General features: G+C 43.7%; 13 protein-coding genes and 1 other annotated feature. Of the genes, 10 read left to right on the top strand and 3 right to left on the bottom strand.

Going from position 1 to position 16,987, the window contains the following annotated elements; genetic code table 11:
- Positions 1-44: 44 nt before the first annotated feature.
- From B5D59_RS16125 to B5D59_RS16110, 4 genes are all read left to right on the top strand, one after another.
- On the top strand, positions 45-1,496 hold the full coding sequence (locus B5D59_RS16125; RefSeq protein WP_009499143.1) for a phospholipase D family protein: 1,452 nt from the start codon (positions 45-47) through the stop codon (positions 1,494-1,496).
- Between the two features lie 106 nt (positions 1,497-1,602).
- The gene (locus tag B5D59_RS16120; protein ID WP_078818671.1) at positions 1,603-2,220 is read left to right on the top strand and encodes an NAD(P)-dependent oxidoreductase; all 618 of its coding nucleotides are present in this window, start codon (positions 1,603-1,605) and stop codon (positions 2,218-2,220) included.
- Between the two features lie 138 nt (positions 2,221-2,358).
- Complete coding sequence (locus tag B5D59_RS16115; protein WP_009499141.1) at positions 2,359-3,933, top strand: sensor domain-containing diguanylate cyclase; 1,575 nt, start codon at positions 2,359-2,361, stop codon at positions 3,931-3,933.
- Positions 3,934-3,986: 53 nt separating this feature from the next.
- Positions 3,987-4,598 carry a class I SAM-dependent methyltransferase gene (locus B5D59_RS16110; protein WP_040759953.1) on the top strand — a complete coding sequence of 204 codons (612 nt, stop codon included), beginning with the start codon at positions 3,987-3,989 and terminating at the stop codon, positions 4,596-4,598.
- A 926-nt stretch (positions 4,599-5,524) separates the two neighbouring features.
- Here the strand turns inward: B5D59_RS16110 and B5D59_RS16105 are convergent.
- From B5D59_RS16105 to B5D59_RS16095, 3 genes are all read right to left on the bottom strand, one after another.
- Positions 5,525-6,832, bottom strand: a complete 1,308-nt coding sequence (locus tag B5D59_RS16105; protein ID WP_245799554.1) for a uracil/xanthine transporter — start codon at positions 6,830-6,832, stop codon at positions 5,525-5,527.
- Between the two features lie 208 nt (positions 6,833-7,040).
- Complete coding sequence (locus B5D59_RS16100; RefSeq protein WP_245799553.1) at positions 7,041-9,461, bottom strand: EAL domain-containing protein; 2,421 nt, start codon at positions 9,459-9,461, stop codon at positions 7,041-7,043.
- A gap of 238 nt (positions 9,462-9,699) precedes the next feature.
- Positions 9,700-10,404: a pseudouridine synthase gene (locus tag B5D59_RS16095; protein ID WP_009499137.1), complete on the bottom strand. Its 705-nt coding sequence runs from the start codon at positions 10,402-10,404 to the stop codon at positions 9,700-9,702.
- Positions 10,405-10,592: 188 nt separating this feature from the next.
- Positions 10,593-10,813, top strand: a binding site (T-box leader).
- An 84-nt stretch (positions 10,814-10,897) separates the two neighbouring features.
- Here B5D59_RS16095 and B5D59_RS16090 point away from each other — a divergent pair.
- From B5D59_RS16090 to trpA, 6 genes are all read left to right on the top strand, one after another.
- A complete protein-coding gene (locus B5D59_RS16090) occupies positions 10,898-12,280 on the top strand; it encodes an anthranilate synthase component I family protein (RefSeq protein WP_245799552.1) in 1,383 nt (460 codons plus the stop codon).
- Positions 12,281-12,464: 184 nt separating this feature from the next.
- The gene (trpD, locus tag B5D59_RS16085; protein ID WP_009499134.1) at positions 12,465-13,502 is read left to right on the top strand and encodes an anthranilate phosphoribosyltransferase; all 1,038 of its coding nucleotides are present in this window, start codon (positions 12,465-12,467) and stop codon (positions 13,500-13,502) included.
- Positions 13,499-14,287 carry an indole-3-glycerol phosphate synthase TrpC gene (gene trpC, locus B5D59_RS16080; protein ID WP_078818668.1) on the top strand — a complete coding sequence of 263 codons (789 nt, stop codon included), beginning with the start codon at positions 13,499-13,501 and terminating at the stop codon, positions 14,285-14,287. The genes trpD and trpC overlap by 4 nt, the downstream gene beginning before the upstream one ends.
- The gene (locus tag B5D59_RS16075) at positions 14,284-14,919 is read left to right on the top strand and encodes a phosphoribosylanthranilate isomerase (RefSeq protein WP_078818667.1); all 636 of its coding nucleotides are present in this window, start codon (positions 14,284-14,286) and stop codon (positions 14,917-14,919) included. The genes trpC and B5D59_RS16075 overlap by 4 nt, the downstream gene beginning before the upstream one ends.
- A complete protein-coding gene (trpB, locus tag B5D59_RS16070) occupies positions 14,900-16,090 on the top strand; it encodes a tryptophan synthase subunit beta (protein ID WP_078818666.1) in 1,191 nt (396 codons plus the stop codon). Before B5D59_RS16075 ends, trpB begins: the two co-directional genes overlap by 20 nt.
- Positions 16,090-16,881: a tryptophan synthase subunit alpha gene (trpA, locus tag B5D59_RS16065; protein WP_009499130.1), complete on the top strand. Its 792-nt coding sequence runs from the start codon at positions 16,090-16,092 to the stop codon at positions 16,879-16,881. The genes trpB and trpA overlap by 1 nt, the downstream gene beginning before the upstream one ends.
- Positions 16,882-16,987: the final 106 nt, after the last annotated feature.

Here is a 16,987-nt window from a genome sequence, read left to right as displayed (position 1 = left end):
AGGGATTTTCATATATACAGAACCCTCCGGAAGGGAGCAACGCCATGGCGGAGAAGAAACGAAAATGGACGAAGAAACGGATTGCTTCGTATGCCTTGCTCCTATTTGCTCTTCTCTACGCTGGTGTCATGCTCTGGCATACTTACAAACCATTGCCTGCCGGCATCTCGTATGAGGGAGAACTACATCAAGTAGAAGACATCGAATTTATTTACGATCTGACCTACTCCAAATCCAAATCCAAAGAACAGTACAAATCAGAACTTCATATTTTCGATGAAGTGTCAAAAATGATTCAGGAAGCGAAAGAATTCATCGTCCTAGACTTCTTTTTGATGGATGATTATTACGATGAGAAAGAAGACTTCCCACAGCTTGCCGATCAATTAACAAATGCTCTTGTAGAAAAAAAGAAGAAAAATCCGGACATGCCCATCGTCTACATTACCGATCCGTTAAATACGGGTTATGGATCGTATGAGTCTAGTTGGTTCAAGGACTTAGAAAAGGCTGGCGTCCAGGTAGTCTATACCGATTTGGAACCGTTACGCGACTCAATGCCGATTTATTCGGGATTATATCGTACGCTGTTCCAATGGATACAAATTGACGGCAAATCCCATTTTCCAAACTTCTTGGCAAGTGATGCTCCAAATGTAAAATTCACTTCTTATTTAAAACTGTTGAACGTCAAATCCAATCACCGTAAAACAATAGTGACGGATCAAGCAGCATTGGTGACATCATCTAATCCCCACGCAGCCAGTGGTCTCCATGGAAATGTGGCATTTAAAGTCAAAGGTCCAGTGCAGAACGATATATTGGAAGCAGAAGAAGCTGTCGTGCGGTATACGGAAGGCGGAAAGTTGCCGCGTGTCGAGAATTTGGAAGAAGAAACGGGTCCTTATCAAGTTCAGTATTTGACGGAACGTAAAGTATTGGATGCGTTAGTGAAAGATATTGAACGAGCGAAAAAGGGTGATCGTATCCGCATGGGAATGTTCTATCTATCTGAACAGCAAGTTATTCAGCCTTTGGTAAGCGCAGCGAATCGAGGCGTGCAGGTGGAAATGATTCTGGATCCTAATGAAAATTCATTCGGTAGTAAAAAGTCTGGCTTACCAAATCGACCGGTTGTCCAAGAGATAAGGGAAAACACTGACAATAAGATTGAAGTGCGCTGGTATAATACCGTGATTGGACAGTATCACACGAAATTAGTTACAATCCAAACAGCCGAGGAAACTTTCATTACAAATGGCTCTTCAAATTTAACAGAACGTACATTGCGTGATTATAATTTAGAAGCAAATCTAAGGATTATTGCGCCAACAGACAGTGTATTGACGAATGAAATTAATGATTATTTTGATAGACTGTGGGAAAATGAAGATGCTCTTTATACTTTGGATGTGGAAGAGTTTCAAAACGGCCTGACATTTTTCCAACGAGGTATCTATGCGTTGCAGCGCTGGGTGAAGCTTACGACATATTAATTATAGGACGCCGTTCAGGTAACTGAGCAGCGTCTTTTCTTATATAAGCGTAGAACATGCAAAGCTTCGGAAATCTAATGTAAAGTGAAAAGAGGAGGGATGTCAGATGAAAATTGTAATATTCGGAGCAACGGGGCGGACGGGAAGCGAAATCGTTCGTCGGGCATTGCGGGACGGCCATGAAGTGAAAGCACTTGTACGGACGCCAGAGAAATGTACGCCGCGTCAAGGTTTAACCTTGTTTCAAGGAGATGTACGCGATACTGAAGCAGTGAAGCAATTGTTTGAGGGAGCGAATGCTGTAGTAAGCGCCTTGGGGACAGATCGGACCACTACACTGACGGAAGCGATGCCGGTAATTGTAGAAGAGATGGAACTTCATAGCGTCTTGCGTATTTTGACTATTGGAACTGCTGGAATACTGCAGAGTCGCAACGATCCATCAAAGCTGCGATACGAAGCAGGAGATTCTAATCGTAAGCTCACTTTCGCGGCAAAGGAACACCATAAAGTCTTTGATATATTACGTAGTTCTTCATTGGACTGGACGATTGTCTGTCCTACATATTTGCCAGATGGTGAAGCAGTAGGAAATTACCGCGTAGAGCGTGATTACCTCCCGGTTGATGGAAAACAGATTTCGGTTGGTGATACGGCAGAATTTGCTTATCAAGAATTGATTGCAGGAGAGCATATCGGTCATCGTATAGGACTTTCCTATTGATATGAAGGTATTTTGAAATTGAGTTGTTCTTGAATAAATCATTAGAACCAAAAACATGGTGAATAACTGCTAACGTTGCCTTTTTCTTATGATATAATAGGTTGATAGCATCATAGGGAGAAGGAGAATGGAAGATAGATGAGATGGTCTTTGAAAAAATTGATTCAGGTCGTGGCATTATTGGCAATCGTTCTGACCTTTCTTACTAGTACAACTGTCGGTTATCGTGTGCACAAGCAAACTTTAATCGATTCTACTTTAGAGACGAACAAAGCATATGCTGAGAAATTGTCTGCTACAACAGATACATATTTACGTGAGATCCTTCAGACACTTCAAGTGAATGCAGAAGAAGTCATCCCCTTACTCAACAACTCAGATTCTCAGGTACAGTTAAATAAAATAGCAGAACGAATTAGAACACAGACGAGTACCTTCAATTCTGTTGCAATTGCTTCCCCGGAGGGTATGGTAATAGGAATTTCCCCTCCGAGCCTAGACTTGATTGGTGAACGATTGACGTCTTTGGGGGCGGAACAGGCTATGAAAGAAAGAAAACCATTGATTTCTCATCCCTACATGGGGATTACAGGAGAGTTTTTGATATTCATCAGTGTCCCGTTAATTTCAGAAGATGGTGTGTATCGCGGGTTTTTGGGTGGAGCTATCTATTTGAATCAACCGAATATCTTAGAAAAGATTCTTGGGGATCATTTCTATGAAAATGGATCATATGTCTATGTTGTCGACGGAAAGGGGACATTGATTTACCACCAACTTAAAGATCGGCTGAATGATGACGTTTCTGAGAACCAAGTAGTTCAAAAGGTCGTAGCAGGAGGAAGCGGTGCGCAGGCAATCGTTAATACGAAAGGCATTCCTATGCTCGCCGGCTACTCTTATATACCGATTGCTGATTGGGGCATCATATCCCAGCGGCCCATCAGTGCTGCTGTCGCTCCTGCAAAAAGCATGGTACTGGAGATGGTGTGGAAATCACTGCCTTTGTTGTTGCTAGCTTTTTTCTTAGTATGGTTTTTATCGAAGAAAATTGCGCTGCCCTTGCAGAAGCTGGCTTACTATACTGAAACTAGCACGAAAACAGATCATAAAGAGAAAATGGAAGCTGTTTCTGATTGGTATTATGAGGCCAAACAGTTAAAAGGAGCAATGCTGCATAGTTTGGATTATTTCAAAACAGAAATGAACTACTTCATTCACCAGTCGACGACAGACCCTTTGACAAAACTGATGAATCGCAGGTCGATGGATGATTACGTGAAAGAGTGGATAGAGAATCAGACGCCATTTTCTATGATCATCCTAGACATCGATAAGTTTAAACGAGTGAATGATACCTATGGGCACGCTGTAGGGGATGAAGTCCTAATCTATTTGGCGAATCTTATGCAGCAAGCTGTAAGAAAAGATGATATCTGTTGCCGTTATGGTGGAGAAGAATTTGTGATTTTATTACCAAAAGCGGATAAAGTGAGGGCTTTTTTAACAGCGGAGCGGCTTCGTGAAAAATTAGAGAGCACAGTCAGTCCATGTGGAGAAGTTGTCACAATTTCTTCAGGTGTAGCTGCATATCCCGTGCATGCGGATCATCCTGCTCGTCTCATTGAACTGGCCGACCGGTGTTTATATGAAGCAAAACGTACGGGTCGGAATAGAACGGTCGTCGTGTCAGATGAACCACAGCAGAAGTAATATATGCTGTGGTCTTCTCGGTCGACAGGAGAATTTGTAAAGGAGATGAAAGGGTGGAGGAACGAGAGCTGGATAAACGTTTGCATATCCAAACTGTAGGGGTGCGTGAGTGGGTGCATCAGTCATCACATTACAATCGTTATGAAGCTACGCCGTATGAAGGGATGGATTTTTTATTTGCTCAGCATGAAATTCTGGTAAGTGGTAGTTTTGTCGACTTCGGATGTGGTAAAGGACGAGTACCTTTTTATGTGCATCATCGCTATTCGATAGACGTAATTGGGATTGAGATGAATAGTGTCTTATATCAGGATGCGATGAACAATCTAATAGACTATCGGCAAGCTTTTCCTAAAAAAAGAGGAATGCTGTCATTCGAATGCTGTTTAGCAGAACGTTATGAACTCCCGGACGATGCCTCTACTTTCTATTTCTTCAATCCTTTTTCTCTCGATATTTTTCGGAGGGTCATTCAAAATATTGTGCGCTCGATCGAATTGGTTGCACGTCCCGTAGAGGTGATTTTATATTATCCAACGGCAGACTACGAACAACTTTTGCACAACCATTCTTTATTCGAAAAGACGGCGGAAATCCCTATTGCCCATTTACAGGTCCATGACGACCAGGAACGGTTTATTGTCTACACCTATAAAAAGCCCTGATCGACTAGATCAGGGCTGAAGTTTATGGATAAAAGAATTGGCAAGTGGGTAATGACGCCGTTGATCTATATTTCAGGCGGACGCTTTTTTACCTCTAATCAAGAGTTTTGTTAAAATAAAAGATAAGAATTGTGGTTACTTATCCGAATAGATATGTGGAATTACAGCTAGCAAGTGCACCGGGATTTCCGTTCCAGACGGTACGCTTTTCGGGGGGGGGGGAGGGGGAGTGGCCTTGAGCCTCCTCGTTCGCTGCGCTTCCTGTGGGGTCTCAAGACGCACGCTAATCCCCAGGAAAAGCCGTCACGAAGAACGGCTTTTGCGAGCATAAGCGAAGCGTTGGGAGCACATCTTTGCCTTTCGACTGTCTTTCACTCCAATCCTTAGTTTGTGAAGTGTAAACATATAGAAAGCCCTTTGTAGTTTTCTAAAATCTAAGAAGGTAGAATTAGCTCGTAGTATATAATTGGCATCCTACCTTCTCACAGTTAAAATACGTTAAAGGCTTCGTTAGATAAACTTCAATTGCTCAATGTGTTTTCAGAATGTTAATGAGCCCATTGACTATTCACTGAGCGTTGTAGGCACAAGAAGCACCATCCAAGCGAATGTGTGTTTCGTTTTTTTGTCTCAGGAAATGGCAGCACAATCTCACACTACTTACAGTGAATTCGCTATGTAGTAAAGCATACTTCGTAGGGATTGTAGCGGAAGATGGGCGACTCCAGCGGGATTAGCGTGACAGGTGAGACACTGGACTGAGCGAAAGCGAAGCGTTAGGAGCACACGCACTTAGAAGGAAGCGGCTCACCGCACGCCAGGCGGCAAGCGTCCCATCTGGAGCATAAATCCCCGGACCGCACGCCCTGTATTCTTTTCTTGCATTTCTTCCTTTATAACTTTAACATTTGGCTGCAGTCTGAAGTTTATAAAATGTTGCGCTTACTGAAACGTTGACCAATCCAAAATAGTAGTTCCATTAGAAGCGCTGCCAAAATCCCGACAAGCAGTCCACTTGAAAGAAGAGGCTGCAGCAATTCAGGTAACGAGGCAAACACATCTGCCGGCAACGTCATGATCGACAAGCCAAGTAATGCAGGCAATGCCACGCGGTAAACTGTCTTAGGTTCAAAGGTCAATCCTTCTACATTACGCAATGCAGACCGGAACAATTGCAAATACGCTACGAAAAGTACCGTATTCCCAACGCTTTGTGGAATGGTGGAAAAGAATGCACTTAAAGGCGGCACGAGCCCAAGAATGATGAAGAGAATCGAACCAATGAAGAAAGGAGCTCGTTCTTTAATACCGCTGGACTGCAAAAAACCAATAGAAGAAGCGTAAGGAGCGTACGGTACGAGCCCGAGAGCACCTGCCCCGACATTCAACCCCCCTGTGATGAAGAAAGACGTTTTGTACTGCTGTTTTGTTGTTTCCTTTTCAAAAATGTCCTCTGCCCCTTTTAAAGTCGCTACCGTGTTTGTTGTGTTTAATAGCCCTGTAATGATCACAGTGATGACGATACCCATTTCAATTGTTGGCTCACCCCAAGGGAACCACTGGATAAAGGGAGTTGTCTTAATCGTTTCAGCGGCCTCTTGAGGAAAAATCAACACCGCACTGATCCATCCGACAGTCATTCCAATCAAAAGATTCAAGCTGCTAATGATTCCCTTGCCTTTAATGTGAACAAGAATGGTCAAGGCTGCTAAAGCAAATGAAAATAGCGTCATCGGCAAATTTATGTAATCTCCATTATTGAGACCGATCATCCCTTTTAAGAAGATGGTGATCAACTGATTTGCTAATAATAATAGAAAGACGAACATCACTGCTGGCGTAAACCACTTTTTCAGTATTTCCCCCATACCTAGAACGCCAAGAATGGCAACGAGCACGCCTGAAATCATTGCACCTACCGCAATGCTGCCCCCCACAGTGGCTAGGCTCAGTCCCATCGCATTTGCTGTTCCTGCCAAGCTAAGTACAACTCCCCACCATAGTCCAGATTGACCTTCCATCAATGCCAAACGATGTCCCAATGTACCTTGTAATAGGCAGGCAATTCCTGTGAAAATAAATGAACGTTGAATCGCAGAGACAATTTCAATTTGTTCTAGTTCGAATGCCGTGCCCACTGATATCGGGATGACGACCGTATTGGCAAACATGAAAAAGAGCCATTGAAATCCTGCTAACGCGGTAATGGAATACCGCATCTGATTTGTTCCCACCAAACATCTCCCCCTGTGAATACTTTTTGACGATTTTTGACTTAATTAAAGAGTTTAAATATAGTGAAAACTATAGCACACTAGCAATTGAATTAGTATGGTTACTTGCGGATTCAAAAACAATTTTAATGATCTAAGAGTTCTAGACATCTGTTCTGTAATAGACAAACAACCCAGCAGACGAAATGTCTGCTGGGTTGCTGCAATATTATAATATATTGTCTTCTAACAATTTTGCAATTTCTTCACTTGGCACTGGTCGGGAATAAAGAAAACCTTGTGCTTCATCGCAATTAAGAGTCTTCAAAAATTCCGCCTGCTCTATCGTCTCCACACCTTCTGCAATTACCTGAAGATGCAAGTTCTTAGCCAAATCAATGATGGCTTTGACGATAACGGAATTGTCGGTCAGCTCTCTGACGAATGACTGGTCAATTTTTAAGTGAGTAATCGGGAACTTACTTAAATAACTCAAAGACGAGTAGCCGGTTCCGAAATCATCGATGCTTGCTTTGATACCAATCTCTCGCAGTTCTTGTAACACTCTTTGGCAGTTGTTTACGTCCGATGTCATACTCTCTGTAATTTCGATGTTCAGATAGTTCGGTTGCAATCCAGTAGTGCGCAAGGTCTCTTTCACATCTGAGACAAATGTATGGCTCTTAAACTGACGCAATGAAACATTGACGCTCATGCGGAGAGGAGGGTATCCAAGGTCTTGCCATTCTTTTGCCTGCTTGCACGCGGTCTCCAACACCCATAAACCGATCGGCAGTATCAAACCCGTCTCTTCTGCAATGGGAATAAACTGACCAGGAGAAATCATTCCACGGGAAGAATGATTCCAGCGTAAAAGTGCTTCCACGCCTTTTATTTTACCGGTCGTGAAATCGAGTTGCGGCTGGTAATGGAGGGACAGCTCGTCTTTTTTGAGAGCTTGTCGCAGTTCCATCTCAAGTAAGGTCCGTTCGATTAAATCATTATAAAGTTCTTCAGTGAAAAATTGATATGTACCTTTGCCGGATTGTTTTGCCAAATACATGGCTGAGTCCGCGTTGCGCATAAGGGTATCATAATCTTCACCGTCTTCTGGAAATAAGCTGATTCCGATACTTGGAGCGATAAAGACCTCCAAATTATTGATGAGAAATGATTTTGATATTTCTTCAACTATACGCTTAGCAACTAATCGAACCCCATTTTTATTTGTGGATGTACATAATACGATAAACTCATCACCACTTAGTCTTGCTACTAGATCATTTTGCCGAACGAGTAAACCTAAGCGTTCTCCAACTGATTTCAACAGCTGGTCACCTACGTAGTGGCCCATCGAATCATTAATATTCTTAAATCGGTCCAAGTCAATATACAATAAGGCAAAAGGCTCTTTACTTTTTGCTCGGCCTTCGATCGCATTCTCTACAGTTTGCTTGAGTAAGCGTCTATTTGGTAGATCTGTTAAATGATCATGGAATGCCATATGCTTAACTAGCCGCTCTGCTTCTTTTCGATCTGTAATGTCAATAGCAGTACCTACGACTTCTGCTACTTCGTCTTCTTCGAAAATCGGAGACAGATAGACGAGGAATGTATACGATTTATACTCTATTTCGAACTGCGAGCTAAGACCATGCAGTCCTTCTTGGAGATGCCGTTTAATTGACGTCAAGTTCAAACTTTTCTCATAGAGAAAAGCATTAAGAGTGTCTTTGGTCATGCCGAGTTTTTCAGTTATCTTTCCTTCGAGTAACGTGAAGTGAATTTGTTCATATTTATCAAATGAGTATTTGAAAATCGCATTCTGAAGGTTCTTTACTGTTGTGGTAAAGTCGTTTTTCAGCGCCAGCTCCAAGGATTTCTCAGCTGCTTTATGAGAGGTGACATCTTGACGAATAGATATATACTGAAATGGTTTTCCGTCCGCTCCTACAAAGGGGATAATCGTCGTGTTGACCCAGTAAAACTCTCCGTCTTTGGATAAGTTTTGTATATCTCCACGCCAGACTTTTCCTTGCTGGATTGTATTCCACATCTCTTCAAAAAAACTTTTAGGATGAGTCCCGGAATTAACAACCCGATGTGTTTTGCCGATGAGTTCATCTCGCGAGTATTTTGACAGTTCACAGAAGCGGTCGTTCACATAAGTAATCATGCCTTGTGGATTGGTAATCGCTACAACAGCCGATTCGTCCAGCGCATATTTGAAATTTTGCAAGTCAGTACGTGCTTTTGCAAATTCACGAGAAACTAATTCAGGTCCCGTCACATCAATATCCAGAGATAAATAATGTGTCAAATGTCCATCAACATCGTAAATAGGAACGACCGTTGTATCCAGCCAATACTTCCTTCCATCCTTCGAAAAAATCCGCACGGACTCCTGATATACTTTATGGGTCATAAAATGCTTTTCAAAAATAAGGATTGAGTTTTCAATAGTTAATCCTCTGTTTAGTAATTCCCACGTATTCCCGATTAGCTCTTCCTCACTGTAGCCCGTCAGTTTGCAGAAGTTTTGATTCACGTAGGTCAGACGACCATTTAGATCGATCAGTGAGACGCAGAATGTTTCTTCAAATAAAGTAGTTAAAGATGGATTGAATGTAGGCGTTCGTAAGGGCATCATACTAACTTCCTCTCTCAAGACTCCTGTCGCAAAGTATGAACCATACATTAGTCCTGAAGTTATATTGATATACTGAATAAGCCATATTATGCAGTTATTTTAGATAATTATACCATAAAAAAAGAGAGTATTGAACTAGTTATAGAGGAAATATAAGGATTTTTAGAGAGTTGAGTGTTAGATTATAACTACTTTTGAAAATATGGAAAGAGGGAAGTATTAGTTACCTCCCTCTTTTTTATCTTTTTGGCTGGTAGTCCAATGTATGAAATAATTCTTTCTGCTCTGAATCTGTCAATTCACGCCATTCGCCAATCGGCAGATTTCCTAACTCGATGTTGAGGATTCGTACTCGCTGTAAACGACGTACATGATAGCCGAGAGCTGCGCACATTCGGCGGATTTGTCGGTTTAGGCCTTGTGTCAGCACGAGGGAGAAGGTCCGTGGACCTAGCTTTGTCACCGTGCAAGGCTTGGTTACAGTATCGAGGATTTTCACGCCATTCTCCATTTTTGAAATAAAAGAAGAAGTCAATGGACTATCTACAGTTACGATGTATTCTTTCTCATGATTATGTTCTTCTCTCAAAATTTCATTGACGATATCACCATCATTGGTCATTAAAAGCAATCCGTCCGAATCTTTATCCAATCGACCGATATGAAAAATGCGCAGTGGGTGATTAATGAAATCCACTACATTGCCTTCGATATGCCGTTCCGTTGTACTCGTTATACCGACGGGTTTGTTGAGTGCGATATAGACCAACTGTTCTTCTTTTTGTACCTGTTTACCATCTACTTCAACCTGATCGCCTGATTCGACTTTGCTGCCAAGCTCTGCTGGCTGTCCGTTAATTTTAACACGGCCGTCAGTAATCCACTTATCGGCACCGCGTCTCGATACAATGCCTGCTTCACTTAAAAATTTATTGATACGCATAAATACTCCCCTTCCGAGCTTGTTATGATAAGGTGATTATATCATTTTTACTTATTCGTAACTGAAGAAGATGTTGACATTAAAGATTCTGCATATTAAGATAAATGTACTTAACAAGATGGACAGAAGATTTCGACAGCGGAATCGTCCACGGTAGACGAGCAAAGATAGATGAGAAGAGAATAGCGAAAAGATATGAATAAGAAGAGTAGCGATTGTGCGTGCTTGCTAGAGAGTCGGTGTATGGTGGGAACCGATACACGGCAGTCGTGAATGGACTTATGGAAGCTGTTTTTTCTAATGAAAAACAGACGTGTGCTCGCGTTAAGGGCAGTGTGAAAACACATAAAGTGGGAGTGCTGCGGCGCTTCAATTTGAGGTGGCAACGCGGTTATCGATCGTCCTCTGCAACAGGCTTAATCTGTCTGTTTGCAGAGGGCTTTTTATTTGGAGAAAATTAGGCGGATATTTAGTCGAAAAGAGGAGAATGGACATGACGACAGAAAAGAAGAACTTACGAGTGACAGCAAGAAAAATTGAGGGCGATTCGTTAACGCCTATATTGATCTTCAGAAGACTAAAAGGAAGCCATAAATTTTTGCTGGAAAGTTCTTCGCAGGCAGGGGGATCAGGACGATATTCTTTTATCGGGCTGAATCCCCAGAAAGCGTACCGCGGACGCGACGGCGTAGTCGAGGAAATCGTTTATTCATCAAATAAGACGTATACGCATGAAGGAGAACTTTACACATTATTGAAGCGCTTGATGCCACGTATTACAGAAGATGCTGGATTCCCCTTCACAGGTGGTGCGGTTGGTTACGTAGGATATGGAGCCGCACGTAATGGTGAAAAGCGCACAGCGGACGATCTGCATATACCAGATGTCTACTTCAATATTTACGATACCGTTGTCATTTACGATCATCATAAGCATGAAGTGACGTTGTTGCATACTGAGATCAATCCTGTCTATGAAACACCTGATCTAGATGCCATCGAGGATATGATCATCAATGGTTCGGTAGAAAAAGAAGAAGAGGTGGCGCTTTCGGATTATCGATGTGCGATTTCGAAAGAAGAATTCGAACGGCGTGTTCAACTCGTCGTTGATGCAATAAAACATGGTCAGGCAGAACAAGTCGTGTTGTCTCGTCGATTAGAAGCAGATATTGCAGGCGATCCATTTGTATTGTACCGCAAACTGCGCCGAAGCAATCCATCGCCTTACATGTACTACATGGAATTTGACGATCATACTGTTATCGGTACATCTCCGGAAAGTTTAGTGCGTGTCTCAGGAAACAAGGTGCTGACGAATCCGATTGCGGGTACTCGAAGAAGAGGCCGTGACGAAGCGGAAGATCTGGGGCTGGAAAAAGAATTGCGCAGCGATCCGAAAGAACTGTCAGAACACGATATGCTAGTAGAAGTGAGCAAAAAAGAAATGCAGCAAGTATGCCGCCCTGAAACGATTGAAGTAGCGAAGTACTTAGAGACTGTACGATACGAACATGTCATGCACTTAGTATCCGAAGTGGAAGGCGACCTAGCGCCTGGCTTACATGCATTAGATGCCTTGAAAGCAACAATGCCGGCAGGAACCGTAACAGGATCACCAAAACAAGCGGCAATGACGATCATCGACGAACTGGAAGACCAGCACCGCGGCATTTACGGAGGTGCGATCGGTTACATTGGCCTTAACGGCAATATCGACTTCGCATTGACGATTCGTACGATGCTAGTTAAAGAAGGGAAAGCTTACGTGCAAGCAGGAGCCGGAATAGTAGAAGCTTCCGTCCCGGCGCTTGAATACAAAGAAACGTCCAACAAAGCCCGTTCATTGCTCGAGGCTACTGAAACGGTGAAGTAACCTGTAAATCTGTAGATGAAATGGTAGTTGGAGTTTTATGTTTAGAACAGTCGATAGTTTTTTGCAGTGACGATTAGGTTCGACCACGCCTCGCGGAAAGCGTCCACCTGGAATGGAAATCAACGGGATCTAAATTTTACTTTGAGTGTAAGTTATTTATCTCAGTTTATATAGATGAGGAGAGATGAGCTTGGAAAAGTATTTGAGCATAGTAGAGAAGAAACGTCACTTAATGTACGAAGAAATGAGAGAAGCAGCCGAATTACTATTCAGCGAACAAACCAATGAGGAACAAATTATACAATTCCTAATCGCCCTATCCAATAAGGGAGAGACCTCACACGAAGTTGCGGCACTAGCAGCTGTTATGAAATCATACGCTATGGATCTAACACCAACATCTGCACGATACCTAGACAATTGCGGAACAGGCGGAGACGGCGTCAACACATTCAACATCAGCACTACCGCTGCATTTGTACTTGCAGGCGCAGGTGTACAAGTGGCCAAACATGGCAACCGTAAAATTTCCAGTGCAGCCGGCAGCCAAGATGTGCTTGACGCACTTGGTATTCATTCCGACTACCAAACAGACGATATGCAGCGTCTGCTGGAACAGGAAGGTATCGCATTTCTGTTCGCACCGGCGATTCATCCGAAAATGAAGCGTATTGGCGCAATCCGCAATAAAATTGGCAAGCCGACGATCTTCAACCTAGTCGGCCCGCTAACGAATCCAGTTTCCTTAGAAACCCAGTTCACGGGCATCAACCGCCCAGACTTCATAATGGAATATGCGTCTGTGTTGCGGATGCTTGGTCGTGAGCGGGCGATCGTAGTAAGTGGAGCAGGCGGCATGGATGAAGCCTCTCTTGCCGGGCAGAATGAATTTGTCCTGTTGGATCACGGCGATTTGATTCCATTTTCATTAACAGCGGATGATGTGGGGCTTGAATATGCACCATTGTCTGCAATCAAAGGTGGAAGTGCAGTGGAAAATGCTGCAACGACCCGGGCGATTTTGAACGGAGTGCGCGGTCCTAAGTTTGATACAGTTGTCTTAAATGCCGGCATTGGATTGTTTGCAAACGGTCGAGTGAAGACGATTCAAGAGGGCGTTAAACGAGCGAGCGATAGTATTTTGTCGGGAAGAGCATTAGAAAAATTAGAAGCCGTTGTCGCATTCAGCGAAACGATTCGGCAAAAGGCGGTTGTCCAATGACGATTTTAGATAAAATTATTGCACAGAAGAAAATAGAAGTGGAACGGTTGCTCGCGAGCAATGTCATTTTTCCAGAGAGAGAAATTTCCCGTCCATCCTTATATAAGACACTGCGAAAAGCAAAGAAGCTCCAAGTGATTTCCGAAATGAAACGTGCATCGCCTTCTAAAGGTTTAATTGCTGAAGGAGCTAATCCTGTCAAGCAGGCTATTGCTTATTATGAAGCGGGCGCTGCGTGTATATCGGTTCTGACGGACAATGAATTTTTCAAAGGTTCATTTGAGGATTTGGCGGCTGTCGCAGACGTGGTTCCGATTGCGTTGTTATGTAAAGACTTCATAATTCATCCGATACAGATCGACCAGGCGAAAAGTGCGGGGGCGTCCGTTATTTTATTAATTGTTGCGGCATTAGACGATCAGACGCTTGGGAGTCTGTATACGTATGCAAACGAACTTGGATTGGATGTGTTAGTAGAAGTCCATAGTGTGGAGGAATTACAGCGTGCGTTGGCAATTGATGCGAAAATTATTGGAGTCAATAATCGAGATTTGCGTACGTTTGAAGTTGATTTAGCGCAGACCGAGCTGATCGCGGAACAGTTCCCATTTGATGAAGAACGTGTCTTCATCAGTGAAAGCGGCATCTGGAACCCTGAAGATGCGGAACGTGCTGCGAAAGCGGGGGCGAGCGCGGTGTTGGTTGGAGAATCGTTGATGCGCAGTGATTCAGTGAAAGATGCATTACGGGCGCTACAAGTGGAAAAGCAAGGGATCCGTTCATGACAAAGGTGAAGATTTGTGGTCTGATTCAGGCAGAACATGTGCGGGCGGCAGTAGATGCAGGCGCAGACGCAATAGGATTTGTCTTTGCGCCGAGTCGGCGGGAAGTGACGATTGAGCAGGCGCGGGAACTTGCGAAAGGCATTCCGGAATCGGTCCTGAAGATTGGTGTATTCGTGGATGCATCAAAGGAAGAACTGCAACGAACATTCAAGGAAGTGCCTCTGGATTATATTCAGTATCATGGGAATGAATCACCAGAATTCATTCGGGAGGTCGGTTTGCCATCCATTAAGGCATTAGCGATCCGCGATGAAAAGGATGCTAAACGTGCTGCTGCCTATGATGTGGATTACTTTTTATTCGATACGCCAGGTGTGGAGTATAAAGGTGGCAGTGGCAAGACGTTTGACTGGTCGCTGCTCGCAGACGCAGGTGTTTCACTAGAGCAAACGATTTTGGCAGGTGGTTTGCATGCCGGGAATGTGCAAAGGGCGATCCAGCAAGTGCATCCATATATGGTAGATGTATCGAGCGGAGTAGAAATTGATAAGCAAAAAGATGCGGAACGTATTCGGGCGTTTATTCATAGAGCGAAGGGTAGGAGTGATCAAGATGCAGAAGACAGAAACTAAAGGACGTTATGGAAAGTTTGGCGGACAATTTGTTCCTGAGACATTGATGACAGCGTTGCAGGAATTGGAAACGGCTTATGAGGAAGCGCAGCAAGATCCTGCATTTAGTGAAGAATTGAACGGCTATTTGAAGGACTTTGTTGGACGGGAGACTCCGCTGTTTTTTGCAGAGCATCTGACGAAGCATGCAGGCGGAGCCAAGATTTATTTGAAGCGCGAGGACTTGAATCATACAGGTGCGCATAAGATCAATAATTCATTGGGGCAGGCATTGCTGGCGATCCGAATGGGCAAGAAGAAGATCGTGGCAGAAACGGGTGCTGGTCAACACGGTGTCGCTACGGCAACGGCTTGTGCTTTGCTTGGTTTAGAATGTGTCGTCTTCATGGGGAAAGAAGATATTCGTCGTCAGGAATTGAACGTTTTTCGCATGGAGCTGCTCGGTGCATCCGTTGTTTCTGTCGATAAAGGAGCAGGCACGCTGAAAGACGCGGTCAATGAAGCACTGCGTTATTGGGTATCCAATGTAGAGGATACGCATTATATTCTCGGATCAGCACTCGGTCCACATCCATTTCCGCAAATCGTCCGTGATTTTCAATGCGTCATCGGAAATGAAACGAAACAACAGATAATGGAGAAGGAAAATCGCCTTCCCGATGCAGTTGTCGCGTGTATTGGGGGTGGCAGTAATGCAATTGGCATGTTCCATCCATTTGTTGACGATGAAGATGTTAAATTATATGGAGTTGAAGCGGCAGGAAGCGGAATTTCAACAGGAAAGCATGCGGCAGCGATTGCAGGTAAACAAGAAGGCGTTTTACACGGAGCATATATGTATGTGTTGCAAGACGAGGATGGATTCATTCAGGAAGCACATTCCATTTCGGCCGGTTTAGACTATCCGGCAGTTGGTCCTGAGCATTGCCATTTGCACGATATTGATCGTGTCCAGTACGATTCTGTGACCGATCAACAAGCATTAGAAGGTTTGCAGTTATTGTCTCGTGTGGAAGGCATCATTCCTGCTCTTGAAAGTGCGCACGCGGTCTATTATTCTGTGCAATTGGCTAAAAAAATGAAGGAAGAAGAAATTCTCGTCATCTGTTTATCGGGCCGTGGAGATAAGGACGTCCAAACTGTACGGGATGCGTTAGGAGGCCAAGCATAATGACAAAACAAAAGGTAATGCAGGCAATTTTGCAATGTAATGAACGAGGCGATAAGGCGTTTGTTCCTTATATTATGGCAGGCGATGGTGGTTTGCAGACGTTAAAAAAGAATATTTTATTCTTGCAGGAGGCAGGTGCAGCCGCGATTGAAGTAGGTATTCCGTTTTCTGATCCGGTGGCCGATGGTGAAGTGATCCAGCAAGCAGGTGAGCGGGCTTTGACAGAAGGCGTAACGCTTCGCAAAGTGATGGCTGAACTAGCTTCATTCAAAGAAGAAGTGACAGTGCCGCTCGTAATCATGACGTACTTGAATCCTATCCTGAGTTACGGATTGCAAGCGATGGCTGCTGACTGTGAGAACAGCGGAGTGTATGGTCTGATTGTGCCGGATCTGCCTTTAGAGGAAAGTGGTCTGCTGAAATCTGCTTTAGAAGGTACGGATATCGCGCTGATTCAACTTGTGTCGTTAACGAGTCCGGCTGAACGTATTAACGCAATTGCTGAAGCGGCGGAAGGTTTTATTTATGCTGTGACAGTTAATGGCATTACCGGTGTTCGTGATTCCTTCACTGAAGGTTTAGAAGACCACTTGGAACGTTTGAAAGCTGCAAGTTCCGTTCCTGTTCTCGCTGGATTTGGAATTTCCACACCAGAGCATGTACGAAGTTTAGGTGCGTTAGCTGACGGTGTCATCGTCGGAAGTGCGATTGTGAGTGCATTTCATGAAGGTGATTTGCCGACAATTCGAACGCTGATCGATGCTTCGAAAAATCAAGTTTCGCAAATATAATGCTAGACCGAATGACTGGAGAAATTCAGTCGTTCGGTTTTTTTGTTTGTGTACAATATGTGCGAACATTACTTTATACGTTCTAAACTATCCACAACGACGGGAA

It is taken from the genome of Sporosarcina newyorkensis (genome assembly GCF_900167515.1).
Lineage (GTDB): Bacteria > Bacillota > Bacilli > Bacillales_A > Planococcaceae > Sporosarcina > Sporosarcina newyorkensis.
The sequence above is the reverse complement of the archived record's forward strand: the minus strand, read 5'-3'. Positions and strand labels throughout refer to the sequence as shown.

Coding starts and splice junctions, on each gene's coding strand:
- B5D59_RS16125 (WP_009499143.1), top strand. CDS start 45: ATGGCGGAGAAGAAACGAAAATGGACGAAGAAACGGATTGCTTCGTAT.
- B5D59_RS16120 (WP_078818671.1), top strand. CDS start 1,603: ATGAAAATTGTAATATTCGGAGCAACGGGGCGGACGGGAAGCGAAATC.
- B5D59_RS16115 (WP_009499141.1), top strand. CDS start 2,359: ATGAGATGGTCTTTGAAAAAATTGATTCAGGTCGTGGCATTATTGGCA.
- B5D59_RS16100 (WP_245799553.1), bottom strand. CDS start 9,461: ATGATGCCCTTACGAACGCCTACATTCAATCCATCTTTAACTACTTTA.
- B5D59_RS16095 (WP_009499137.1), bottom strand. CDS start 10,404: ATGCGTATCAATAAATTTTTAAGTGAAGCAGGCATTGTATCGAGACGC.
- B5D59_RS16090 (WP_245799552.1), top strand. CDS start 10,898: ATGACGACAGAAAAGAAGAACTTACGAGTGACAGCAAGAAAAATTGAG.
- trpD (WP_009499134.1), top strand. CDS start 12,465: ATGAGCTTGGAAAAGTATTTGAGCATAGTAGAGAAGAAACGTCACTTA.
- trpC (WP_078818668.1), top strand. CDS start 13,499: ATGACGATTTTAGATAAAATTATTGCACAGAAGAAAATAGAAGTGGAA.
- B5D59_RS16075 (WP_078818667.1), top strand. CDS start 14,284: ATGACAAAGGTGAAGATTTGTGGTCTGATTCAGGCAGAACATGTGCGG.
- trpB (WP_078818666.1), top strand. CDS start 14,900: ATGCAGAAGACAGAAACTAAAGGACGTTATGGAAAGTTTGGCGGACAA.
- trpA (WP_009499130.1), top strand. CDS start 16,090: ATGACAAAACAAAAGGTAATGCAGGCAATTTTGCAATGTAATGAACGA.